Source organism: Pseudomonas putida group bacterium ESBL64 (assembly GCF_045277175.1).
Classification (GTDB): domain Bacteria; phylum Pseudomonadota; class Gammaproteobacteria; order Pseudomonadales; family Pseudomonadaceae; genus Aquipseudomonas; species Aquipseudomonas alloputida.
Genome location: NZ_CP145799.1, coordinates 4,618,159 through 4,639,837, shown reverse-complemented (window position 1 = coordinate 4,639,837; position 21,679 = coordinate 4,618,159). Strand labels below are relative to the sequence as shown.

Here is a 21,679-nt window from a genome sequence, read left to right as displayed (position 1 = left end):
CCCAGCACATGATTTTTTCGGCCTGCCGCACTCGGTGCTGTGCATCAGCGCCCTCTCGGCTTGGCCCGCGCCGTAGCCTCGGCCACCAGAGGGTCGTCCGGCCAGTAATGCTTCGGATAGCGCCCTTTCAGGTCTTTCTTCACCTCGGCATAGGTCGTGCGCCAGAAGCTGGCCAGGTCCTGGGTCACCTGCACCGGCCGACGTGCCGGTGACAGCAGGTGCAGCTTGACCTGCTGCCGGCCGTTGGCGATGCGCGGGGTATCGGCAAGGCCGAACAGTTCTTGCAGACGCACGGCGAGAATCGGCGGGGTTTCGCTGTAATCCAGGCGGATGTTCGAGCCGGACGGCACGGCCAGATGCGCCGGGGCCTGTTCTTCCAGGCGTTGCGGCAGCGGCCAGGGCAGCAGGTTGCGCAGCATCGACGGCAAGTCCAGCGCGGCAAAGTGGCTGAGGCGCGATACTTTGCTCAGGTAAGGCTGCAACCAGTCTTCCAGGCTGGCCAGCAGGGCTTCGTCCCCCAGGTCAGGCCATTCGCTGTGGCCATCCTTCTGCAGGTCGAGCTGACGCAACAGCGCCACACGTGCCTGCCATTGCCGCAGTTCCGGCGTCCAGGTCAGCAGGTTCAAACCTTTGCGCCGGACCAGGCCAAGCAGCGCTCGGGCCCTGGCTTCATCATCCAGCCCGGGCAGCGGCTCGCGGCTGAGGACCAGTTCGCCAACCTTCACCTGGCGCTCGGCGCGCAACACCTGCTCGCGCTCGTCCCAATCAAGGATATCGACCCGCTCGACCTGTTCGGCCAGCACACCCTCGAGCAACGCCGGATCGAATTCGGCGGCCAGATAGATCCGCTCCTCACGCTGCCCCTGGCGGCTACCCAGGTCGGCGATCACCAGCCATGGGCACTTCATCAATGCATCGACTTCGCCAAACAGGGCCGCACGGCCGTTGGCGAGCCGATACTCCGCCCCGCCCGCCCGGCGCTGCTGGGCGACCCGGTCAGGGTAGGCCAGCGCCAACAGGGCGCCCAGCCAGCGTGGGTGGTCCGGGTCGGCAACCGGTGCACCGACCTTGCCACGCAACAGGCCACGGTATTGCCGGGCCAGCTGACGAGCACGCTGCACACCCCCCTGGCCGCCACGCGCAGCCTTGCTCTCACCGCTGACCAGCGCAAGCCGGCTGTGCAAGTCGGCACCACCGCCACGCTGGATGTCCCGCTCCCCCAGCAGTGCAGCCACATCGCAGGCCATCTGTGCCAGGCCCAGGTCCTGACCCCGCAGCAACAAGTGCGCGATGCGTGGGTGAGCCGGCAGTTCGGCCATGGCCTGGCCATGTTCGCTGAGGGTGTCGCGGCTGCCCGGCCGGAAGGCGCTGAGTCGCGCCAACAGGTCCTGTGCCTGGGCGAACGCTGCAGCTGGCGGCTGGTCGAGCCAGCGCAACTGCTCGGGGGTTACACCCCAGCGCGCCAGCTGCAGGGCCAGCCCGGCCAGGTCGGCCTGGAGAATCTCGGCACTGCCATGGGCGGCCAGCTGGTCATGCTGGGCCTCGGACCAAAGGCGGTAGCACACGCCGGGCTCCAGGCGGCCGGCACGCCCAGCGCGCTGGGTGGCACTGGCGCGGGAAATGCGCTGGGTGTCCAGGCGGGTCATGCCGCTGCCGGGGTCGAAGCGCGGCACCCGGGCCAGGCCTGCGTCGATCACCACGCGCACGCCATCGATGGTCAGGCTGGTCTCAGCGATGTTGGTGGCCAGCACCACCTTGCGCAACCCCTTGGCCGGCGGATCGATAGCGGCACGCTGGGCATTGAGGTCGAGTTCGCCATGCAGCGGGCACAGCAGAATCTCGGGTCGCGCCCCCAGGGCGTCCTGAAGGCTTTGGTGAACCCGGCGGATCTCGGCTTGCCCAGGCAGGAACACCAGCACGCTGCCGGTCTGGTCAGCCAGCGCATGCAACACGCTGTCCACCACCCGTGGCTCGATGAACTCGCCTGGCTGGAACGGCCGCCCCCAGCGGATATCCACCGGATGCATGCGCCCTTCGCTGCTGACCACCGGGGCGTCGTCCAACAGCCGCGACAGGCGCTCACCTTCCAGCGTCGCCGACATCAGCAGAATCTTCAGGGGCGGGTCGTCACGCAGCAACTCGCGGCCGTTAAGGCTCAGCGCAAGCGCGAGATCGGCATCCAGGCTGCGTTCGTGATATTCGTCGAAAATCAGCAGGCCCACCCCTTCCAGCGCCGGGTCGGCTTGCAGGCGGCGTGTGAGGATGCCTTCGGTCACCACTTCAATACGGGTTTTCGGGCCGACCTTGCTGTCCAGACGGATGCGGTAACCCACCGTTTCCCCAACCTGCTCGCCCAGCTCACTGGCCAGCCGTTCGGCCGCTGCCCGCGCAGCCAGGCGCCGTGGCTCGAGCATGAGGATGCTCTGCCCGGCCAGCCACGGTTCGTGCAGCAGCGCCAGTGGCACGCGGGTGGTCTTGCCAGCGCCAGGCGGCGCTTCAAGCACCACTTCGTCACGGTTTTCCAGAGCCTGGCGCAGGGCGGGCAAGGCAGCATCAATGGGTAATGAAATCATGGTGGTCCTCGAACAGTCTCGCGAGTATAACGGCGAACCCAGCCTGCTCTATCATGGTCTTAGCATCAGGCGCAGGCGCTTCGCTTGCCCTGCTGAATACTTTTCGGAGATTTACATGCGTATCTCGACCCGCGTCATCGGTGGCGCCCTCATCGCCACCCTGCTGACCCAACTGACGGCCTGCGGCACCATTTTCTACCCGGACCGGCGCGGCCAGATCGGCGGCAAGATCGACCCTGTGGTTGCCGCCATGGATGCCATTGGCATCCTGTTCTATGTAATCCCGGGGCTGATTGCCTTCGGTATCGACTTTGCCACCGGCGCCATCTACTACCCAGGTGGCCGCACTGCCCAGGTTGACCCGGCCAAACTGCAAGAAGCCGTCAGCCCGGATGGCAAGGTCGACAACCTGAAGCTGCAAGCCATTCTGGAAAGCGAACTGGGCCAGCGCCTGCCGCTGAACGACCCACGGCTGATCCAGCACCGCGGCAGCATCGAACAACTGGCCAGTATGGGCCTGGTTCCGGCAGCCTGAGCCACACGGACACTGACCACGGATGATCACTACTCCGGCTGAACACCAGCGCCTGCTCCGCCTGGCCACGCGCGCGTCATTGGCGGTGGCCAGCATCTTGGTGCTGAGCAAGGCGCTGGCCTGGTGGCTGAGCGGTTCGGTGAGCCTGCTGGCCGGGCTGACTGACTCGGCACTGGACGCAGTGGCCTCGTTCCTCAACCTGCTGGCGGTGCACTACGCCCTGCGCCCGGCAGACGACGATCACCGGTTCGGCCATGGCAAGGCCGAGGCCTTGGCCGGTATGGCTCAGGCGCTGTTCATCGGTGGCAGTGCGGTGCTGATCGGGGTGCAGGCGGTCGAGCGCCTGTCCACCCCGCAACCGCTGGGTGATACCTCAATCGGAATCGCGGTGATGCTGCTGTCGCTGGTGCTGACGGTCGCCCTGCTGGCACTGCAGTACAAGGTCATCCGGCTCACCGGCTCTACTGCGGTACGGGCAGATTCCCTGCACTACCGTTCTGACTTGTTGCTCAACGGCAGCATTCTGCTGGCCCTGTTGCTGGCGCGTTTTGGCTGGCCGCAGCTGGATGCGCTGTTCGGCCTTGGCATCGCCTTTTACATCCTTTGGAGCGCGCTGCAAATTGCCCGCGAAAGTACGGCGATCCTGATGGACAAAGCGTTACCCGGCGACGTTGGCGAGGACATGGCCGCGCTGGTGCTGGCCGTTGCAGGCGTGAAAGGCGTGCATGACCTGCGCACGCGCGTGTCGGGCAACCAGTGGTTTGTGCAACTGCACCTGGAACTGCCGGGGCAACTGCCGCTGCATGAGGCGCACAGCTTGTGCGTGGAGGCCTCGCGGGTGATCCGCCAGCGTTACCCACAGGCAGACGTGATGGTGCACGCCGACCCGGTATGAGGTAATTAATCCCTACCCCTGCAGGGTTCAGTTGATGCTGTAACCCCGACCACTGAAACAGGCCCCCAGCGCCCGCTGGTAGTGGCTGAGCACAGTGGCCGCCGGTGCGTACGTCGCCGTCGCCGGGTCGAAGCCTGACTGGCTCACCGCCCAGCGATGGCACTGGTAGCGGTCCTGCTCCTGCTGCTCCTGACCCTGGCCATACATCGGATAGGCCACCACGTCATACCCACCATTTGCCGGGGCCACCGGCACGGGCGACGGCACGCCGACCGGCGGATTGACCACCACATATTCCTGGCTGTCTGCCAGGTACTGGTAATAGGTATCGGCCACCAGAAAGAACAGCGCACCACCCAACCACACTTCCCGCGCATAAGGCGGCAGGTAATTGACCCGCACGCCGTACGGCGGGGTCACCACGATGTAACTGCCCCCGTGCGGGCGGTACCAGTAACCCCCCGAGTAGAAATAATCAGCCCCCCGGTAGGGTACTTTCCAGTAGCGGTCAGAAAAATGGTCCACCGTGTGCCCGGGGCGATACTGCGGCCCAGGCCCCCAGCCATTGCCGTGGCCATCCGGGCGCCCGTGCCAGTCGCCACCGGGCCGTTGCCCCGGGCCACCGGCTTGCCAGTGGTGATCATCACCGTGGCGGCGGGGAATGTCCTGGTAATACCCCTGGCGCGGCGGTTGGGTCTGGCGCACTTCGTCGCGCGAGTTGAGCGAGCGTCCCGGCCCACCCTCACCTTGCACCTGCTGACCACGTTCACCGGGCCCTTCGCCGGGCCCTTCAGCCAAGGCCCCAAGGCTGATGCTCAAACCCAGCAAACCAACACCTGCCAACTGCCAGATGCGCGACGTCATGGTGTTCCTCTCGGTAGAAAAAACTGCAACCAACGCCAGTCTACCGCGCCCACCACACAGGCCAATTAAAATTCCCGACATGAAAAAAGGGAGGCCACAGGGCCTCCCTTCAGGAATTGTCGTCCGTGCTCGGCACTTGTGGCGCCGGCTCACCTCACACCGTCTTCTGGAAGGTGTGTAGCCCGGGGGCCTGCAGATCCTGTTGGATGGCTGGCCGCAACCGCCCGCCTAGGGCGCGTCGCCGTGGACTGATGTCCGGGCAGTGATTCTGGTGATAAAGATACCGGACGGGTTGCGACAGAGGATTGCGAAGATTGCTCAGATAAATAGCACTTGCGCAATTTTTCACCCTGGATTGATAATTCGCAGCAATCCGAACAGAAAAGGCAAATGCCATGAGCAAACTTGACCGCTACGACCTGAGCATCCTCGCCGAATTGCAGCGCGATGCGCGCATTTCCAACCAGGAATTGGCCGAACGCATCGGCCTGTCGCCATCGCCATGCTCGCGTCGGGTCAAGCAACTGGAGGACGACGGCTACATTTCGCGCCAGGTGGCCCTGCTCGACCGCAAGAAGCTGGGCCTGAGCCTGACCGCCTATGTATTGATAGGCATGGACCGCCACACCCCGGAACGCTTTGAAACATTCGAGGCCGCCATCCGCAACCTGCCACAGGTGCTCGAATGCAGCCTGGTCACCGGCATGGATGCGGACTATCAGTTGAAAGTGGTGGTGCCGGACATGGACCACTACCAGAAACTGCTTCTAGGCAGCCTGACGCGTATCGAAGGCGTCACCAGCGTGCGTTCGAGCTTCGTGCTCAACCAGGTGTTGGCCAGCACCGAGCTGCCATTGACCCACCTGCGTTAAATGCTCACGCCAGCCGGCGTATAATCGGACGTTCAACCCGCCTGGAGAACATCGATGGATCCCGCCGTATTCGAAGAATGGATGATGATCATCCTGGTCACCGTGTTGATCGGGTTCATGGGCTTCATCGTCTGGGACCTGGCAAAAAAGTCCAAGGCGGGTAAGTTCGGGACGCTGATCCTGTTCTTCGTGCTGGGCCTGGGAGTGCTGGCCTTCATCATCAAAAGCGTGGTGGTGGGGTTTCTGGAAGGCGTATAAAACATTTCAGGGCCATTCGCGGGCGTGCCCGCGAACAGGCCCCTGACCTGAACTAAAGCTTGGCAGGGACCTCCCGCCAGCAACCCTGCTCCAGCCCATCCAGCGCCCAGTCACCAATGCGCACGCGCACCAGGCGCAAGGTCGGCAGCCCCACCGCCGCCGTCATGCGCCGCACCTGGCGGTTACGCCCTTCGCGAATCACCAGCTCCAGCCAGCTGGTTGGCACGCTCTTGCGAAAGCGTACCGGCGGGTTGCGCGGCCACAGCTCGGGTTCTTCCAGGTGCCGCGCCTCAGCCGGCAAGGTCGGCCCATCATTCAGCGCCACACCATCGCGCAAACGCTGCAACTGCTCGTCACTCGGTTCGCCTTCTACCTGGACCCAGTAGGTCTTGGCCAGCTTGTGCTTCGGGTCGGCAATCCGCGCCTGCAACCCGCCATCGTTGGTCAGCAACAGCAAGCCTTCACTGTCACGGTCCAGCCGCCCGGCCGGGTATACGCCCGGGATGTCGATGAAGTCCTTGAGCGTCGCGCGCCCTTCACCGTCGCTGAACTGGGTCAGCACGTCGAACGGTTTGTTGAACAGGATCAGGCGAGGCTCGGCAGGTGGCGCCTTGGCCTGGCGACGCGGGCCGGCGGCAGGCCGCGCCTGGGGGCGGCGCGGCTTGTTACGGGGTGGCAGTGACATGGATCCTCAGCGGAACGGCGGCTCATCGAAGCTGCGCAGTTTACGCGAGTGCAGCGAGTTCAGCTCGGTGCGCAGCAGGTCGAGGGCAGCAATGCCGATCTTCAGGTGCTGGCTGACCGCTCGGTTGTAGAAGGCGTTGGCCGAACCTGGCAGTTTGATCTCGCTGTGCAGCGGCTTGTCGGACACACACAGCAAGGTGCCGTAAGGCACGCGCAAACGGTAGCCCTGGGCAGCAATGGTGCCGCTTTCCATGTCCACCGCCACGGCACGCGACAGGTTGATCAGCGGGCGTTCCTGGGCCCAGCGCAACTCCCAGTTGCGGTCGTCGTAGGTCAGCACGGTGCCGGTGCGCAGGCGCTTTTTCAACTGCTCGCCACGCTCGCCAGTGACCTGTGCGGCAGCCTCCTGCAAGGCCATCTGCACTTCGGCCAGGGCCGGGATCGGGATATTCGGCGGCACGACCCGGTCGAGAATGCCGTCACGGCGCATGTAGGCGTGTGCCAGCACGTAGTCGCCGATGGTCTGCGACTGCCGCAGGCCGCCGCAGTGGCCGATCATCAGCCAGCAATGCGGGCGCAGCACGGCCAGGTGATCGGTGATGTTCTTGGCGTTGGACGGGCCGACACCAATGTTGACCAAGGTAACGCCATTGCCGTCGGCGGCGATCAGGTGGTAGGCCGGCATCTGGAAGCGGTGCCAGACCACGCTGGCCACCAGAGCCTGGGTTTCGCCATGGTCCATGCCCTTTTCGATCACGACGTTGCCCGGCAGCACCATACGCACGAAGCGCGAGTCGTCACGCAGCTGTTCCAGGCCATGGCTGATGAACTGGTCGACATAGCGGTGGTAGTTGGTCAGCAGGATCCACGGCTGTACATGGCGCCAGTCGCTGCCGGTGTAGTGCACCAGGCGGCGCAGCGAGAAGTCGACCCGCGCGGCATCGAACAATGCCAGTGGCATGATTTCAGCATGGTCCCAGTCGTACAGGCCATCAGCGATGTTGTCGGTGGCCGCCGACAGGTCGGTGCTGGGGAACACCCGCGCCAACTGCGCAGCAGTAATGCCGCTGCCAGCCAATTCGTCGCCCTGGTCGACCACATAGGGGTAAGGGATGTTCTGCTCGCTGACGCCGACTTCTACCGTAACGGTGTAGTCATGCATCAGCGGGCGCAGTTGCTCCAGCAGGTAGCCACGGAACGCAGCGGGCTGAGTGACGGTGACGCTGTAGGTGCCGGCAACCTGGACCTTGGCATAAGCGCGGGTGGTGGCGGCGACTTCGCCATGGCTGTAGTAGGTCAGGCGCAGTGCCGGGTAGCGGAACAGGTCGCGCTCATCGGTATCGGGCTCGGTACGGTCCTTCAGGTAACGCTTCAGGGCCTGACTCAGGGCACCTGTGGCCTGTTCATGCAAGGCCGCCAGACGGTCGACGGCCTGTTCGGGGGTATCAACGACTACAAAAGCGTGGCTCACACTGTGCTTCCTGTCTGGACATGCATGTGATCCATCTTGCCTGCCTTCTTGGTTAAATACACCCCCATTGATCGGTGTTGGGTGCATTCGCGGGCAAGCCCGCTGCTACAGCGGCCAGACAGGCGTAGCCCTGGTTACCAATGCCATCACATCCACACCTCGCGGCAGCGCCCCGTACACCCGGCCACCACCGGCCAAGCGGCTGCCGATAAACGCATCACTGACCTCCGTATTCCCCGCCTCCAGCAGCAGCTTGGCCTGCAACGCCAGGGCAATATCCTCGGTCAGTTGCCGCGCGCGGTACTGCATGTCACCGGTGTCGGCAAATGCCCCCTTGAGGTTGCCGATATGCGCTGCCAGGCGCGGGTCGCCATGCCCGTCACCCAGCTCGACAAACAGTGCATCGAGTACGCCCGGCTCCTTGGACAAGGCCCGCAGCACATCCAGGCACTGCACGTTGCCCGAGCCCTCCCAGGTCGAGTTGACCGGTGCCTCGCGGTACAGCCGTGGCAGAATGCTGTCTTCCACATAACCCGCGCCACCCAGGCATTCGGCGGCCTCGTTGATCATGGCCGGCGCACGTTTGCAGATCCAGTACTTGCCCACCGCCGTGACCAGCCGGGCGAAATGCGCCTGCTGCGGGTCGTCCAGTTGCTCCAGCGCCTGGCCCATGCGCAAGCTCAGGGCAAGCGCAGCCTCGCTTTCCAGGGCCAGGTCGGCCAGCACGTTCTGCATCAGAGGTTGCTCATTGAGCACCCGCCCGCCGACCTTGCGATGCGCGCAATGGTGGGCCGCCTGCGTCAACGCCTGGCGCATCAGTGCGCTGGAGCCGACCATGCAGTCGAACCGGGTCATGGCGACCATCTCGATGATGGTCGGCACGCCGCGTCCCTCTTCGCCAATCATCCATGCCAGCGCACCGCGGAACTCCACCTCGCTGGAGGCGTTGGAGCTGTTGCCCAGCTTGTTCTTCAGGCGCTGGATATAGAACTGGTTGCGGTTGTCATCGGGGCGGTGGCGCGGCAGTAGGAAGCAGCTCAGGCCTTTTTCGGTTTGCGCCAAGGTCAGAAAAGCGTCGCACATCGGCGCCGAGCAGAACCACTTGTGGCCAACCAGCTCATAAGCCTGCCCCGGGCCTGGCGCACCGACCGGATAGGCCCGGGTAGTGTTGGCGCGCACATCGGTGCCGCCCTGCTTTTCGGTCATGGCCATGCCCAGGGTGACCCCGGCCTTGTGCCGGTCGCCAATGTTGCGCGGGTCATATTCGCAGGCAAGGATTTTCGGCAGCCAGTATTCAGCCAGCTCAGGCTGCAGGCGCAATGCCGGCACGGCGGCAAACGTCATGGTCAGCGGGCAGCCGGTGCCGGCCTCGGCCTGGCTGTGCAGGTAGGTCATCGAAGCCCGTGCAACATGGGCGCCAGCACGGGGTTCGGCCCATGGCAAAGAAGGCAGGCCATGTTCGACGGCGGTACGCATCAGCTCATGGTAGGCCGGGTGGAACTCGACCAGGTCGATGCGATGGCCATAGCGGTCGTGGCTGCTGAACTCGGGTTTGTGCGCGTTGGCCAGGAAGCCTGCTTGCATCAGCGGGCCGCCGGCCAGGGCACCATAGGCGTCGATCCGCGACTCGGCCCAGCCCGCGCCAAAACGCCTTGACCATTCTTGCAATGGCAGGTCGAGGCGGTACAGGTTGGCACCGTCGAGCGGCGGCGGCTGGTTGGTGACTTCGTGGGTTTCAGCGTACTGGTGCAGGCTCATCGGGGGGCTCCTGGATCCGGGTAGGCTTGAGAGACCCAGTGAAGCACTGCTTGCGGGGTAGTCAAAGGGGTATTAATGACTAAACGTGTGGTTGCAGGCGTGCGCGCGCGCGTAGGAGCGGGTTTACCCGCGAATACGGTGGCGGCGGCAACGGTGAACGGCGGCTGGATATCGGCCAGCAGACCCGGCCCTTTCGCGGGTGAACCCGCTCCTACAGCGAGCGCCTCACCTGCAGCAGGTTCGGGCTCATCTGCACCTGCGAAATCGCTACATTCAAACTCAACTCGAAGCGGCTGCCCAACCCGCGCGTCGACTCATGCGCCAATCTGGCCCCCAGCAACTCTCCCATCTGCCGGCAAATCGACAACCCAATCCCCAAACCGCCATACCGCCGGGTCATCGAACCGTCGACCTGGAAGAACCGCTGGTACAGGGTCGACTGCTCCAGATCATCGAAACCGATACCGCTGTCGCTGACGGTAAAGGTCAACGCCAGATCATCCGGCCCCACCCGGCGGCCGCGCACTTGGATCATCACACCGCCCTGATGGGTGAACTTCAAACCGTTGTCCACCAGGCAACCCAGGCAGTGCGCCAGCTTCTGCCCGTCACCGAGCAACCCGTCCGGCAGGTCGGCCGGAATATCCAGGCTCAGGTACAAGCCTTTGCCCAGCGCCTGCCCGGCATAACCGGCGCGCAAGCCCTGCAACAGGGCGCGCAGGCTGAACGGTGCCGGCTGCGCCCGCAGGCGGCCGGCCTGCAGTTCGGACAGGGTAAGAATGGCATTGACCATATCCATCATGCCTTGGGCAGACCCCACTGCCGTGTGATGGTACTGAGCCATTTCGGTATCCATCGGCAGGGTGTGCATCAGCTCGAGCGAGCCAATCACTCCGTTCATCGGGGTACGCAGCTCATGAGTCACGCTGGCGAGGAACTCGTCCTTCAGGCGATTGCTCCTGGCCAGTTGCAGGTTCAGTTGCTCCAGCGTACGCCCAGTGTCGCGCAAGGTCTGCGCCTGCTGCTCGCGCAGGCTGTTGATGCGGTCGGCCAACGCCAGCGACAGCAAAGCCACTTCCAAGGCCGAACCCAGCTGGCTGGCATACATGGTGATGAACACGTTCGGCAGGTAGCCCAGCACCATCAAGGTGTTGACCAGGCCGCCAAGCAGGAACGCCGTCCAGGCGATGATGAACCAGCGCGCCACTCGCAAGCCGCGCCACCAGGCATACAGGCCGGCGCTGAAGACGCTTATGGTGAACAGCAGCGCCAGCAGCGTGGCCATGCGCAGCGCAATGCCGTAGGGCATGCTCACCGCCAGTACCATGACCAGCGCGCCACCCAGCATCAGCAGTTGCAACAGGCGATCGAAACCACGGTTGATGCTGCCCAATTGCAGGAAGTGGCGGGCGAACTGGCAACCGAACAGGCCGGCAGCACCGATGAACAATGGCGTGGAGGCATTCGCCCACCAAGGGCTGTCTGGCCAGAAATAAGCTACACCGGCGCCGTTCACCGAGACCTGGTAAAGGCCGAACGAAGCGATGTAAAGGATGTAATAGAGGTAGCTGACGTCACGCACGCTGAGGTAGATGAACAGGTTGTACACCAGCATCACCAGTAAAACGCCGTAGATCATCCCCAGCACATACAGGCGCGTGGGCTGCTCTTCCAGATAGGCTTCAGGGGACCACAGCGCCAGCGGCGCTTGCACCGAACCCTGGCTTTGCAGCCGCAGGTACGCAGTGGTCACCTTGCCAGGTGGCAGTTGCAGTTCGAACAAGTAGTTGTTCTGCCGGATCTGCCGGCTGTCGTAGGGCAAGGCATCGCCCGTGCGCTGCGCCAGGCGGTACAAGCCGCTGCTGTCAGGCAAATACAGTTCGAGGTGATCCAGTGGCGGATAGGCCAGCTCCAGCAGCCATTGCCGCGGGGCAGCGCTGGGCGCGGCAACGGGGCGCAGCTCGACCTTGAGCCAGAACACCGAGGTGGAGTAACCGGCGTTCAGCACATCCTCATGGTGGGGCTGAAAGTATTTGGCAAACCCGGGGGCACTGACCTGAGCGATGCTGGCATTGCCATCGGGGTCTTCATAAACCTGCATGGCCTTGCCCAGTGGGAGATGCCGGGTAGCGTCGTCGAAATCGACCGCTCCGGCCAGCACGGGCAGCAAACCCATAAGCACAATCAGCAAATAGCGCATACAGCCCCAGCATGGCCTGCCCGGTCGCGTCGCGGTAGCCTCCCATCCGTTTGAGACGACGTGATCCTGCAGCACCCGTTTGTCGAGTTATCCGAGCACTCTAGCATAGCCTCACAACCTGGCAATCGGCCACATAAAAACACAAAGAAAAGGCTCTAAATCAATGCTTTCAATAGAAAAACAAACGACAACCTGACCGATCGATCAGTAAAACTCGTTTGTCGGACGATCCGCCCAAACAGGTTTGGTGGTAAGCTCGCCGACCATGAATACCTACAGCTCCCGCCCCGTTGTCCTCTGTCTCTCCGGCCACGACCCCAGTGGCGGCGCCGGCTTGCAGGCAGATATCGAAGCCCTGATCGCCCAAGGCTGCCACGCTGCACCTGCAGTGACCGCCCTGACCGTGCAGGATACCGTCAACGTTTCCGACTTCCGCGTGCTCGACCGCGAGTGGGTGCTGGCCCAGGCCAACGCCGTGCTGGCCGACTCCACGGTGGCCGCCGTCAAGTTGGGCATGCTCGGCTCGATCGAGATGGTCGACACCGTCGCCGAACTGCTGGCCGCCCACCCCCACCTGCCGCTGGTCTGCGACCCGGTGCTGCGTGCCGGTGGCGGTGGCCGCCTGGGCAAGGACGAAGTGGGCTATGCCCTGCGCGAACGCCTGCTGCCGCTGGCGACCATCGCCACGCCGAACCTGCCCGAAGCACGCATCCTCGCCGAACTGCCCGAAGGCACCGCGGACGAATGTGCCGAGAAACTGTTGCCGTTCTGTAGACACCTGCTGATTACCGGCGGTCACGGCGACGAAGACGAAATCCACAACCGCCTGTACACCCAGGACGGCCAGCACTTCACCTGGACTTGCCAGCGCCTGCCAGGCAGCTACCACGGCTCGGGCTGCACCCTGGCCAGCGCCCTGGCCGGCCGCCTGGCGCTCGGCGAGCAGCTGGAAAGCGCCGTGCGCACCGCCCTGGACTACACCTGGCGCACCCTGCGTGACGCCGAGCAACTGGGCAAGGGCCAATACGTGCCGCGCCGCCTGCCCCTGGACTTCTGCTCCTGATACGAGGCCTTCAATGAAGCTACGCGGTCTGTACGCCATCACCGACAGCCAGCTGCTCGCCGGCCGTTTCCTGTCCCATGTCGAGGCGGCCCTGGAAGGCGGCGTGTGCCTGCTGCAGTACCGCGACAAGAGCGACGATGCAGCGCGCCGCCTGCGTGAAGCCGAAGGGCTGATGAAGCTCTGCGAGCGTTACGGCACCCAGTTGCTGATCAACGATGACGCCGAACTGGCCGCCCGCCTGGGTGTCGGCGTGCACCTGGGCCAGACCGACGGCCCGCTGACCCCGGCCCGCGCACTGCTCGGCCGTCAGGCAATCATCGGCTCCACCTGCCACGCCAGCCTCGAACTGGCCGCCCAGGCTGCCAGCGAAGGCGCCAGCTACGTGGCCTTTGGCCGCTTCTTCAATTCTGTCACCAAGCCGGGCGCGCCCGCTGCCAACGTCGGCCTGCTTGAGCAGGCCCGCGCCCAGGTGAAACTGCCGATCGCCGTGATCGGCGGCATCACCCTCGACAACGCCGCCCCGTTGGTCGCCCACGGCGCCGACCTGCTGGCGGTGATCCACGGCTTGTTCGGTGCCGACAGCGCGCAGGAAGTCACCCGCCGCGCCCGCGCCTTCAACGCCTTGTTCGCATCCTGATTCGAGAGATACTTCCATGTCCCGTTCCGAAGCCCTGTTCGCCCAAGCCCAGAAGCACATCCCTGGCGGCGTCAACTCGCCAGTCCGCGCTTTCAAGAGCGTTGGCGGCACGCCGCTGTTCTTCAAGCATGCCGAAGGCGCCTATGTCGTTGACGAGGACGACAAACGCTACGTCGACTACGTCGGCTCCTGGGGCCCGATGATCCTCGGCCACGGCCACCCGGACGTGCTGGACTCGGTACGCAAGCAGCTGGAGCACGGCCTGTCCTACGGCGCGCCGACCGCCATGGAAACCGAGATGGCCGACCTGGTCTGCTCGATCGTACCGTCGATGGAAATGGTGCGCATGGTCAGCTCGGGCACTGAAGCCACCATGAGTGCCATCCGTCTGGCCCGTGGCTACACTGGCCGTGACGCCATCATCAAGTTCGAGGGCTGCTACCATGGCCACTCCGACAGCCTGCTGGTAAAAGCCGGCTCGGGCTTGCTGACCCAAGGCGTGCCAAGCTCGGCAGGCGTGCCAGCGGACTTCGCCAAGCACACCCTGACCCTGCCGTTCAACGACATCGCCGCCGTCGAGAAGACCCTGGCCGAAGTTGGCCAGACCGTGGCCTGCATCATCGTGGAGCCGGTGGCCGGCAACATGAACTGCGTACCACCGGCACCGGGCTTCCTCGAGGGCCTGCGCGAGCAATGCGACAAGCATGGCGTGGTGCTGATCTTCGACGAAGTGATGACCGGTTTCCGCGTCTCGCTCGGCGGCGCCCAGGGCCATTACGGCATTAAGCCGGACCTGTCGACCTTCGGCAAGATCGTCGGTGGCGGCATGCCGGTAGGCTGTTTCGGCGGCAAGCGTGAAATCATGGGCTGCATCGCCCCGCTCGGCCCGGTCTACCAGGCCGGCACCCTGTCAGGCAATCCGCTGGCCATGGCCGCCGGCCTGACCACCCTCAAGCTGATCAGCCGCCCAGGCTTCCACGCCGAGCTGACCGACTACACCAGCCGCATGCTTGACGGCCTGCAGCAACGCGCCGATGCCGCTGGCGTGCCATTCGTCACCACCCAGGCCGGTGCCATGTTCGGCCTGTACTTCAGCGGCGCCGACGATATCGTCACCTTCGAAGACGTGATGGCCAGCGATGCCGAGCGCTTCAAGCGCTTCTTCCACCTGATGCTCGACGGTGGTGTATACCTGGCACCGAGCGCATTCGAGGCGGGCTTCACCTCCATCGCCCATGGCGACAAAGAGCTGCAGATCACCCTGGATGCGGCTGAGAAAGCCTTTGCTGCCCTGAAGTGATGGCCAGCCTGTACCGGCCTCTTCGTGAGCAACCCCACGCCTACACTCATGAAAGCGACCCCCCCTTGTAGGCGCGGGTTCACCCGCGAAGAGGCCGGCACAGGCAATAAATACGCACGCACAATCAGCTGACTTCCCCAACCAAGCAGAAATTCGAGTAAAACTTTGTAAGGTTGGCGCTGCTTATCCCATAATGTGCCACCAGAGACATTGGCCGCAGCTTTGCAGAGGTAAGTCGATCCCCATGAACCGCACCGGCCGCGCCCTGACCCTGGGCTGCCTGTTGCTTCTTCAGCCCCTGCTGGCCCTGGCGGAGGGCGGTAACTCGTTGCTGATTCCGGCGACGGGCCGCTGCACCTTGAACGTTCAGCCTGAAGACCTGGCAAACGCCCTCAAGGCCTGCGAGCAGACGGCGACTGCGGGGGATGCCCAGGCGCAATTCGAACTGGGCGAGTATTACTACACGCAAACGCCAAAAAACCTGGGCAAAGCCCTGGACTGGTTCCAGAAGGCATCGCTGCAAGGCCAAGCCGACGCCCAATACCGTCTGGGTGCCATGTTCTTCCATGGCGAAGGGGTCAAGGCCAACAACGTGCAGGCCTACATCCTGCTGAAAATGGCTGCGGTCAATGGCGCCGAAGATGCGCTGGACATGGCCGACGAAGTGACCGAGCAAATGCCCCGTGACGAACTGGAGCATGCCACCCAGGTGCTCGGCCAGATTTTCCGCAAGTACCTGCTCGAACTGCAGAACGCCGAAGGGCGCACGCCGTTCTCGCCGCTTCCCTGAAGGTCACTTTTCCGGCATTGGCATCGGGAACGGCATCACATTGCCGCCGCCCTTGGCCTCGCTGATCTTCGCCGTGCCCAGGCGCTCCACCTCATCGATGCGCACAATCGAGTGCATCGGCACGAAACTGCGGACCACTCCGTCGAACTGGCTCTTGAGCTTCTCCTCACTCGGGTCCACGACCAGTTGCGAGCGCTCTCCGAACACGAACTCCTCGATTTCCAGAAAACCCCACAGGTCACTCTGGTAGATCTGCTTGGCGTACATCTCGAAGACCTGACCCTGGTTCAGGAAGATCACTTTATAGATGGCGGGTTCGCGTTTGCTCATGTTCGGCCAGATAACACATGCGTAAGAAAAGGTGGGCATGATACCTGTTCTGGCCTGTTCACGGGTGAACCCGCGCCCACAGGATCCCCACCGGCCTTGCAGGAGCGGGTTGGCCAGGGGGAAGCCAGAACAGCCCGTACATACCGTTGAACGTTTCAGTGCTTTCGCCACTGCCATTCAAGGGTTATTCTTGAGTTCAACTCCATCGCCGTCGAGCGGCTAAAAACGACCTTGAACGCACCCATAGAACCCCATCGTTTCATCCTCGAACCCTTCGAGGCCCACCGTTTCGCCAACTTGTGCGGCCAGTTCGACGAGCACCTGCGCCTGATCGAACAGCGCCTGGCCATCGAGATCCGCAACCGCGGCAATCAGTTCGAACTGATCGGCGAACCCAGGACCACCTCCGCTGCCGAACAGCTGCTGCGCCGTCTCTATCGCGAGACCAAGGCCACCGACCTGTCACCGGAAACCGTGCACCTGTACCTGCAGGAGTCGGCTGTCGAAAACATCGACAACCCGGCCGTCAACGAGGTCAGCGTGTCGCTGCGCACGCGCAAGGGCAACATCCGCCCGCGCGGGCTCAACCAGCAGCGCTACGTCAAGGAAATCCTGGCCAACGACATCAATTTCGGCATCGGCCCGGCCGGTACCGGCAAGACCTACCTGGCCGTAGCCTGCGCCGTGGACGCGCTGGAACGCGAACAGGTGCGCCGCATCCTGCTGGTGCGCCCGGCGGTCGAGGCGGGTGAAAAGCTCGGTTTCCTGCCTGGCGACCTGGCACAGAAAATCGACCCGTACCTGCGCCCGCTGTACGACGCCCTGTACGAAATGCTCGGCTTCGAACACGTGGCCAAGCTGATCGAACGCCAGGTGATCGAAATCGCCCCTCTGGCCTACATGCGTGGCCGCACCCTGAACAACAGCTTCATCATCCTCGACGAAAGCCAGAACACCACGCTCGAGCAGATGAAGATGTTCCTGACCCGCATCGGTTTCGGCTCTACCGCGGTGATCACCGGTGACATCACCCAGGTCGACCTGCCCCGTGGCACCAAGTCGGGCCTGGCGCACGTCATCGAGGTGCTGAAGGACGTTCCGGGGATCAGCTTTACCCATTTCCAACCCAAGGATGTGGTTCGTCACCCACTGGTTCAGCGTATCGTCGAAGCCTACGACCGCTTCGAAGCCCGCCAGCCCAAGCCCGAGGCGCCCGGCAAAGATGCTTGAACTTGATATCCAACGAGCCACGGATGCTGCCACTCCAGAAGACGCCGCCTTGCGCCGCTGGTGCGAATTGGCGTTGCGCCAGCGCAGCGCCGACTCGGAAATGACCATTCGCCTGGTCGACGAAGCCGAAGGGCGGGAGCTGAACCACACCTACCGGCACAAGGACTACGCGACCAATGTGTTGTCGTTCCCGGCCGATGTGCCCGATGAGCTGCTCGATATCCCGCTGCTGGGCGACCTGGTGATCTGTGTAGCGGTGGTCGAGCGCGAAGCGGCCGAACAAGGCAAATCGCTGGAAGCGCACTGGGCGCACCTGGTCATCCACGGTTGCCTGCACTTGCTCGGCTATGACCACATCGAAGATGAGGAGGCCGAGGAAATGGAAAGCCTGGAACGGGAATTGCTGGCAGAACTGGGTCACCCTGACCCGTATGCCGATGATGAAACCGACTCAATCACACACTGATACACGAAGGATCACGAGAACCGCCATGAGCGAAGATCGATCGAGCAACGGGCAGAAGTCCTGGCTGGGTAAACTGACCCAGGCTTTTGCCCATGAGCCGAAAAACCGCCAGGAGCTGCTTGAGCTGCTGCGCGAAGCCCATCAGAACAAATTGCTGGACAGCGAAGCGCTGACCATCGTCGAAGGCGCCATTCAGGTCGCCGACCTGCAGGTTCGCGACATCATGGTGCCGCGCTCGCAGATGAACAGCATCAAGGCCGGCCAGTCGCCTCGCGAGTTCCTGCCGGCGGTGATCGATGCCGCGCACTCGCGCTACCCGGTAATCGGCGAAAGCCATGACGATGTGCTCGGGATCCTGCTCGCCAAAGACTTGCTGCCGTTGATCCTCAAGGAGAACGGCGACAGCTTCAACATCAAGGACCTGCTGCGCCCGGCCACCTTCGTACCCGAGTCCAAGCGCCTGAACGTGTTGCTGCGTGAATTCCGCGCCAACCACAACCACATGGCCATCGTCATCGACGAATATGGCGGCGTGGCGGGCCTGGTCACCATCGAGGACGTGCTGGAACAGATCGTCGGCGATATCGAAGACGAGCACGACGTCGAGGAAGACAGCTACATCAAACCACTGCCCAGCGGTGATTTCCTGGTCAAAGCGCTTACCCCGATCGAGAACTTCAACGAGTTCTTCGACAGCGAGTTCTCCGATGACGAGTTCGACACGGTCGGCGGCCTGGTGATGAGCGCCTTTGGCCACCTGCCCAAGCGCAACGAAACCACTGAGATCGGGTCTTACAAGTTCCGTATTCTCAACGCCGACAGCCGGCGGATACACTTGCTGCGCCTGACCCCGATCACCCGTTAAGGATAAACATGCGTTGGATCACCCGCCCCGGCTGGCCCGGTAACCTGCTGGCCCTGGCGGCCGGTGCTTCCACCCTCCTGGCCCTGGCGCCGTTCGACATCTGGCCGTTGGCGGTGTTGTCCATCGCGGTGCTCTACCTTGGCCTGCGCGAGCTCAGCCCGCGTCAGGCCATGTGGCGTGGCTGGTGGTTTGGGTTTGGCCTGTATGGCGCCGGCACCTGGTGGATCTATGTCAGCATGAACACCTACGGCGGCGCCTCGCCGCTGCTGGCAATCGTGTTGCTGCTGGCGTTCTTCGCCGCACTGGCCTGGTTCTTCGCCCTGCCCACCTGGCTATGGGCGCGCTGGCTACGCCGCAACGAAGCACCACTGGCCGACGCCTTGTGCTTCGCCGCCCTCTGGTTACTGCAAGAGGCCTTCCGCGGCTGGTTCCTGACCGGCTTCCCCTGGCTCTACGCCGGCTATAGCCAACTGGACGGCCCGTTGACCGGCCTTGCGCCGCTGGGCGGCGTCTGGCTGATTTCCTTCACCCTCGCCCTCACCGCCGCCCTGCTGTGCAACCTGCACCGCCTGCGCACCCGCCCCTCGTTCCTGGCCGTGGCCAGTGTGCTGTTGCTGGCCCCCTGGGGGCTGGGCCTGGCGCTCAAGGGCCATGCCTGGACCATTCCGGCAGGCGAGCCGCTGAAAGTGGCAGCGATCCAGGGCAACGTCGAGCAGGACCTGAAATGGGACCCCGCGCACATCGACGCGCAACTGGCGCTATACCGCGACCTGAGCTTCAGTTCCAGGCCGGTGGACCTGCTGGTGTGGCCGGAAACCGCCGTTCCGGTGCTCAAGGACCAGGCCCAGGGCTACATCGACGTGATGGGCCGCTTCGCTGCCGAGCGCCATTCGGCACTGATCACGGGCGTACCGGTGCGTGAAGAAGTGCACCACCAGCGCCGCTACTACAACGGCATCACCGTCACTGGTGAAGGCGATGGCACCTACCTCAAGCAGAAGCTGGTGCCATTTGGCGAGTATGTGCCGCTGCAAGACGTGCTGCGTGGGGCCATCGAGTTCTTCAACCTGCCCATGTCGGACTTCGCCCGCGGCCCCGAAGATCAGCCGCTGCTGCAGGCCAAGGGCTACCAGATTGCGCCTTACATCTGCTACGAGGTGGTCTACCCCGAGTTCGCCGCCGGCCTGGCTGCGCGTAGCGACCTGCTGCTGACCATCAGCAATGACACCTGGTTCGGCAAATCGATCGGCCCCTTGCAGCACCTGCAGATGGCGCAGATGCGCGCGCTGGAAGCCGGCCGCTGGATGATCCGCGCCACCAACAACGGCGTGACCGCGCTGATCGACCCGTTTGGCCGCATTACCACGCAGGTTCCGCAGTTCCAGCAGGCCGTGCTGTATGGCGAGGTGGTGCCGATGCAGCAGCTGACGCCTTACCTGCAATGGCGCTCATGGCCGCTGGCAATTGTCTGTGCGTTGCTGCTGGGCTGGGCGTTGCTGGCAGGGCGTATTGCAAAAACCGTCTGATTGGCGATACGCGGCCACTGTAGGAGCGGGTTTACCCGCGAATACGGTAGTCGCGGCAACGGTGAACGGCGGGTGGAGATTGGCCGGCAGGGCAGGCCCTTTCGCGGGCAAGCCCGCTCCTACAGGGGATTATGTAAGCCGGTGAATCAGTAGAACACCCGATACCCCACCAACCCCACCACTTCATTGAACAACTGCCCGCTCTGCCACATCGCCCGGCTCTCTGGCAGCAGACCGCCAAACGGCCGCGCATGATCGCGCCCAAGGAACCCCACCGGCGCCGGCACCACCTCAAAACCCGCCTTTTCAAAACTCCAGCGGGAACGCTGCATATGCCAGGCCTGGGTCACCAGCACCACCCGGCGAAATCCCAGAGGCTGCAGCACTTTGGCCGTGAGCTGAGCATTTTCCCAGGTCGTGCGGCTGGCCTCTTCGCGCCATTTCACCTCGACCGCGAAATCTTCATGCAAGCGTTCCGCCATCAGCCTCGCCTCGCTGGGCGGCGTGCCGTAATGCAACCCACCACTGGTCAACACTGGCAGGCCCGAGGCCTTGGCCAGCCGCGCGGCAAAGCGCATACGTTCCAGTGCCGTGGCCGTGGGCTGGTCACTGCCACCCCAGGCCGGGTCCCCGCGCTCGCGCCCGGCGCCCAGCACCACAATGGCATCCGCCCGGCTCGCCAGGCCGGCCCAGTCGCTCACGGCCAGCGGCGGCTCACTTTCCAGCACACGGGCGGTTTCCTGCACCACCAGCGGCAGGCTCATCAACCACAGGCCACCCAGCCCTACGCTAAAGCAAAGCGCCGCCAACCGTGGCCGCCGCGTACGCAGCCACCATGCCGCAAGCAGCAGCAAGAACAGCACGCCCGGCGGCATCAGCCATTGTTTGATGAAGAATCGGATCGGCATCGGCCACACCTCCTTGGCAGGCGTGCAGCCTAGAAGGATCGACGCCGGTCAACAAGTGTGTACCGGCGTCGATCTTGAGTTGTGTGATAGTGAAGAACCGGCGCGCGATAGCCTGCGCCTGGCGTCCTGAACGGCTAGCGATGTGGCAGCGTCCTGGATCTCGCCGTACTGGCGGGGCGTTTCTTGTCCTTGAGCCAGATGATCTTGGCCGATGTCGGCTCCGCTTGTGGGTAACTGCCGACAGCGGCATTGTGGCGCTCCGGGAGGGAATCCAGGTAGGCCTTGATCACTTCGAACTCTGCGTGGCTCAAGCCACGCAACTCAAGCTCAGCTGGCATCTCGTCGCGCAATCGCACCGAGGTCCTGGCCGTTTCCAGTGCCAGGCCAAGCCGGTCGATCAGGCGCTCGTAAAGCTCCGGTCTGATTGCGGGTAGCTGCGTCTCTCCCATCCGTT

The 21,679-nt window shown here is 63.7% G+C and carries 21 protein-coding genes; 12 read left to right on the top strand and 9 right to left on the bottom strand.

Annotated elements, in window-relative coordinates; translation table 11 throughout:
* Nucleotides 1-44: 44 nt before the first annotated feature.
* Nucleotides 45-2,573: an ATP-dependent helicase HrpB gene (gene hrpB / locus V6093_RS21080; protein ID WP_003249803.1), complete on the bottom strand. Its 2,529-nt coding sequence runs from the start codon at nt 2,571-2,573 to the stop codon at nt 45-47.
* A 115-nt stretch (nt 2,574-2,688) separates the two neighbouring features.
* Between hrpB and V6093_RS21075 the strand changes: the two genes are divergently transcribed.
* Nucleotides 2,689-3,108, top strand: a complete 420-nt coding sequence (locus V6093_RS21075; protein ID WP_003249801.1) for a hypothetical protein — start codon at nt 2,689-2,691, stop codon at nt 3,106-3,108.
* Between the two features lie 22 nt (nt 3,109-3,130).
* Nucleotides 3,131-4,003 (top strand): cation diffusion facilitator family transporter, encoded by an 873-nt coding sequence (locus V6093_RS21070; protein ID WP_003249799.1) that lies wholly within the window; start codon nt 3,131-3,133, stop codon nt 4,001-4,003.
* 27 nt (nt 4,004-4,030) lie between these two features.
* Here the strand turns inward: V6093_RS21070 and V6093_RS21065 are convergent, their stop codons facing one another.
* On the bottom strand, nt 4,031-4,867 hold the full coding sequence (locus tag V6093_RS21065) for a DUF6515 family protein (RefSeq protein ID WP_004576861.1): 837 nt from the start codon (nt 4,865-4,867) through the stop codon (nt 4,031-4,033).
* 395 nt (nt 4,868-5,262) lie between these two features.
* Here V6093_RS21065 and V6093_RS21060 point away from each other — a divergent pair, with 395 nt between their 5' ends.
* Both V6093_RS21060 and V6093_RS21055 read left to right on the top strand, forming a co-directional pair.
* The gene (locus tag V6093_RS21060) at nt 5,263-5,739 is read left to right on the top strand and encodes an Lrp/AsnC family transcriptional regulator (protein ID WP_003249795.1); all 477 of its coding nucleotides are present in this window, start codon (nt 5,263-5,265) and stop codon (nt 5,737-5,739) included.
* A gap of 54 nt (nt 5,740-5,793) precedes the next feature.
* Nucleotides 5,794-5,997: a DUF2788 domain-containing protein gene (locus V6093_RS21055; RefSeq protein WP_003249787.1), complete on the top strand. Its 204-nt coding sequence runs from the start codon at nt 5,794-5,796 to the stop codon at nt 5,995-5,997.
* 52 nt (nt 5,998-6,049) lie between these two features.
* Here V6093_RS21055 and V6093_RS21050 read toward each other — a convergent pair whose 3' ends face one another.
* From V6093_RS21050 to V6093_RS21035, 4 genes are all read right to left on the bottom strand, one after another.
* Nucleotides 6,050-6,682 carry a pseudouridine synthase gene (locus V6093_RS21050; protein ID WP_108079323.1) on the bottom strand — a complete coding sequence of 211 codons (633 nt, stop codon included), beginning with the start codon at nt 6,680-6,682 and terminating at the stop codon, nt 6,050-6,052.
* 6 nt (nt 6,683-6,688) lie between these two features.
* Nucleotides 6,689-8,152: an AMP nucleosidase gene (gene amn, locus V6093_RS21045; protein ID WP_003249782.1), complete on the bottom strand. Its 1,464-nt coding sequence runs from the start codon at nt 8,150-8,152 to the stop codon at nt 6,689-6,691.
* Nucleotides 8,153-8,257: 105 nt separating this feature from the next.
* On the bottom strand, nt 8,258-9,910 hold the full coding sequence (locus tag V6093_RS21040) for an acyl-CoA dehydrogenase family protein (protein ID WP_012053796.1): 1,653 nt from the start codon (nt 9,908-9,910) through the stop codon (nt 8,258-8,260).
* A gap of 211 nt (nt 9,911-10,121) precedes the next feature.
* Nucleotides 10,122-12,110, bottom strand: coding sequence for a hybrid sensor histidine kinase/response regulator (locus tag V6093_RS21035; protein WP_274082883.1), 1,989 nt, complete (start codon nt 12,108-12,110; stop codon nt 10,122-10,124).
* A gap of 265 nt (nt 12,111-12,375) precedes the next feature.
* Between V6093_RS21035 and V6093_RS21030 the strand changes: the two genes are divergently transcribed.
* From V6093_RS21030 to V6093_RS21015, 4 genes are all read left to right on the top strand, one after another.
* Complete coding sequence (locus V6093_RS21030) at nt 12,376-13,173, top strand: hydroxymethylpyrimidine/phosphomethylpyrimidine kinase (protein WP_010955404.1); 798 nt, start codon at nt 12,376-12,378, stop codon at nt 13,171-13,173.
* A 13-nt stretch (nt 13,174-13,186) separates the two neighbouring features.
* Nucleotides 13,187-13,810, top strand: a complete 624-nt coding sequence (gene thiE, locus V6093_RS21025) for a thiamine phosphate synthase (protein WP_004576913.1) — start codon at nt 13,187-13,189, stop codon at nt 13,808-13,810.
* 16 nt (nt 13,811-13,826) lie between these two features.
* Nucleotides 13,827-15,110, top strand: a complete 1,284-nt coding sequence (gene hemL, locus V6093_RS21020) for a glutamate-1-semialdehyde 2,1-aminomutase (RefSeq protein WP_003249773.1) — start codon at nt 13,827-13,829, stop codon at nt 15,108-15,110.
* Nucleotides 15,111-15,354: 244 nt separating this feature from the next.
* Complete coding sequence (locus V6093_RS21015; protein WP_004576914.1) at nt 15,355-15,900, top strand: tetratricopeptide repeat protein; 546 nt, start codon at nt 15,355-15,357, stop codon at nt 15,898-15,900.
* 3 nt (nt 15,901-15,903) lie between these two features.
* Here V6093_RS21015 and V6093_RS21010 read toward each other — a convergent pair whose 3' ends face one another.
* Nucleotides 15,904-16,230, bottom strand: a complete 327-nt coding sequence (locus V6093_RS21010; RefSeq protein ID WP_003249769.1) for a DUF1820 family protein — start codon at nt 16,228-16,230, stop codon at nt 15,904-15,906.
* Nucleotides 16,231-16,461: 231 nt separating this feature from the next.
* Between V6093_RS21010 and V6093_RS21005 the strand changes: the two genes are divergently transcribed.
* From V6093_RS21005 to lnt, 4 genes are read left to right on the top strand one after another with little or no spacing between them, the layout of a single operon-like run.
* A complete protein-coding gene (locus V6093_RS21005) occupies nt 16,462-17,460 on the top strand; it encodes a PhoH family protein (RefSeq protein WP_014592526.1) in 999 nt (332 codons plus the stop codon).
* Complete coding sequence (gene ybeY, locus V6093_RS21000; RefSeq protein WP_003249763.1) at nt 17,453-17,926, top strand: rRNA maturation RNase YbeY; 474 nt, start codon at nt 17,453-17,455, stop codon at nt 17,924-17,926. Before V6093_RS21005 ends, ybeY begins: the two co-directional genes overlap by 8 nt.
* A gap of 25 nt (nt 17,927-17,951) precedes the next feature.
* Nucleotides 17,952-18,791: an HlyC/CorC family transporter gene (locus V6093_RS20995; RefSeq protein WP_003249762.1), complete on the top strand. Its 840-nt coding sequence runs from the start codon at nt 17,952-17,954 to the stop codon at nt 18,789-18,791.
* An 8-nt stretch (nt 18,792-18,799) separates the two neighbouring features.
* Nucleotides 18,800-20,317: an apolipoprotein N-acyltransferase gene (gene lnt, locus V6093_RS20990; protein ID WP_406669602.1), complete on the top strand. Its 1,518-nt coding sequence runs from the start codon at nt 18,800-18,802 to the stop codon at nt 20,315-20,317.
* 146 nt (nt 20,318-20,463) lie between these two features.
* On the opposite strand, the gene V6093_RS20985 is transcribed toward lnt, so the two are convergent.
* Both V6093_RS20985 and V6093_RS20980 read right to left on the bottom strand, forming a co-directional pair.
* Nucleotides 20,464-21,225, bottom strand: coding sequence for a YdcF family protein (locus V6093_RS20985; protein WP_004576917.1), 762 nt, complete (start codon nt 21,223-21,225; stop codon nt 20,464-20,466).
* Nucleotides 21,226-21,359: 134 nt separating this feature from the next.
* The gene (locus V6093_RS20980; RefSeq protein WP_003249755.1) at nt 21,360-21,674 is read right to left on the bottom strand and encodes a hypothetical protein; all 315 of its coding nucleotides are present in this window, start codon (nt 21,672-21,674) and stop codon (nt 21,360-21,362) included.
* Nucleotides 21,675-21,679: the final 5 nt, after the last annotated feature.

Bases quoted from the DNA above. Each gene is read 5' to 3' on its own strand.
- V6093_RS21030 (WP_010955404.1), top strand. From the start codon at position 12,376: ATGAATACCTACAGCTCCCGCCCCGTTGTCCTCTGTCTCTCCGGCCAC.
- V6093_RS21015 (WP_004576914.1), top strand. From the start codon at position 15,355: ATGAACCGCACCGGCCGCGCCCTGACCCTGGGCTGCCTGTTGCTTCTT.
- hemL (WP_003249773.1), top strand. From the start codon at position 13,827: ATGTCCCGTTCCGAAGCCCTGTTCGCCCAAGCCCAGAAGCACATCCCT.
- V6093_RS21035 (WP_274082883.1), bottom strand. From the start codon at position 12,110: ATGCGCTATTTGCTGATTGTGCTTATGGGTTTGCTGCCCGTGCTGGCC.
- V6093_RS21055 (WP_003249787.1), top strand. From the start codon at position 5,794: ATGGATCCCGCCGTATTCGAAGAATGGATGATGATCATCCTGGTCACC.
- V6093_RS21070 (WP_003249799.1), top strand. From the start codon at position 3,131: ATGATCACTACTCCGGCTGAACACCAGCGCCTGCTCCGCCTGGCCACG.
- V6093_RS20985 (WP_004576917.1), bottom strand. From the start codon at position 21,225: ATGCCGATCCGATTCTTCATCAAACAATGGCTGATGCCGCCGGGCGTG.
- V6093_RS20995 (WP_003249762.1), top strand. From the start codon at position 17,952: ATGAGCGAAGATCGATCGAGCAACGGGCAGAAGTCCTGGCTGGGTAAA.
- lnt (WP_406669602.1), top strand. From the start codon at position 18,800: ATGCGTTGGATCACCCGCCCCGGCTGGCCCGGTAACCTGCTGGCCCTG.
- V6093_RS20980 (WP_003249755.1), bottom strand. From the start codon at position 21,674: ATGGGAGAGACGCAGCTACCCGCAATCAGACCGGAGCTTTACGAGCGC.
- hrpB (WP_003249803.1), bottom strand. From the start codon at position 2,573: ATGATTTCATTACCCATTGATGCTGCCTTGCCCGCCCTGCGCCAGGCT.
- V6093_RS21060 (WP_003249795.1), top strand. From the start codon at position 5,263: ATGAGCAAACTTGACCGCTACGACCTGAGCATCCTCGCCGAATTGCAG.
- V6093_RS21065 (WP_004576861.1), bottom strand. From the start codon at position 4,867: ATGACGTCGCGCATCTGGCAGTTGGCAGGTGTTGGTTTGCTGGGTTTG.
- ybeY (WP_003249763.1), top strand. From the start codon at position 17,453: ATGCTTGAACTTGATATCCAACGAGCCACGGATGCTGCCACTCCAGAA.
- thiE (WP_004576913.1), top strand. From the start codon at position 13,187: ATGAAGCTACGCGGTCTGTACGCCATCACCGACAGCCAGCTGCTCGCC.
- V6093_RS21010 (WP_003249769.1), bottom strand. From the start codon at position 16,230: ATGAGCAAACGCGAACCCGCCATCTATAAAGTGATCTTCCTGAACCAG.
- V6093_RS21075 (WP_003249801.1), top strand. From the start codon at position 2,689: ATGCGTATCTCGACCCGCGTCATCGGTGGCGCCCTCATCGCCACCCTG.
- V6093_RS21050 (WP_108079323.1), bottom strand. From the start codon at position 6,682: ATGTCACTGCCACCCCGTAACAAGCCGCGCCGCCCCCAGGCGCGGCCT.
- V6093_RS21040 (WP_012053796.1), bottom strand. From the start codon at position 9,910: ATGAGCCTGCACCAGTACGCTGAAACCCACGAAGTCACCAACCAGCCG.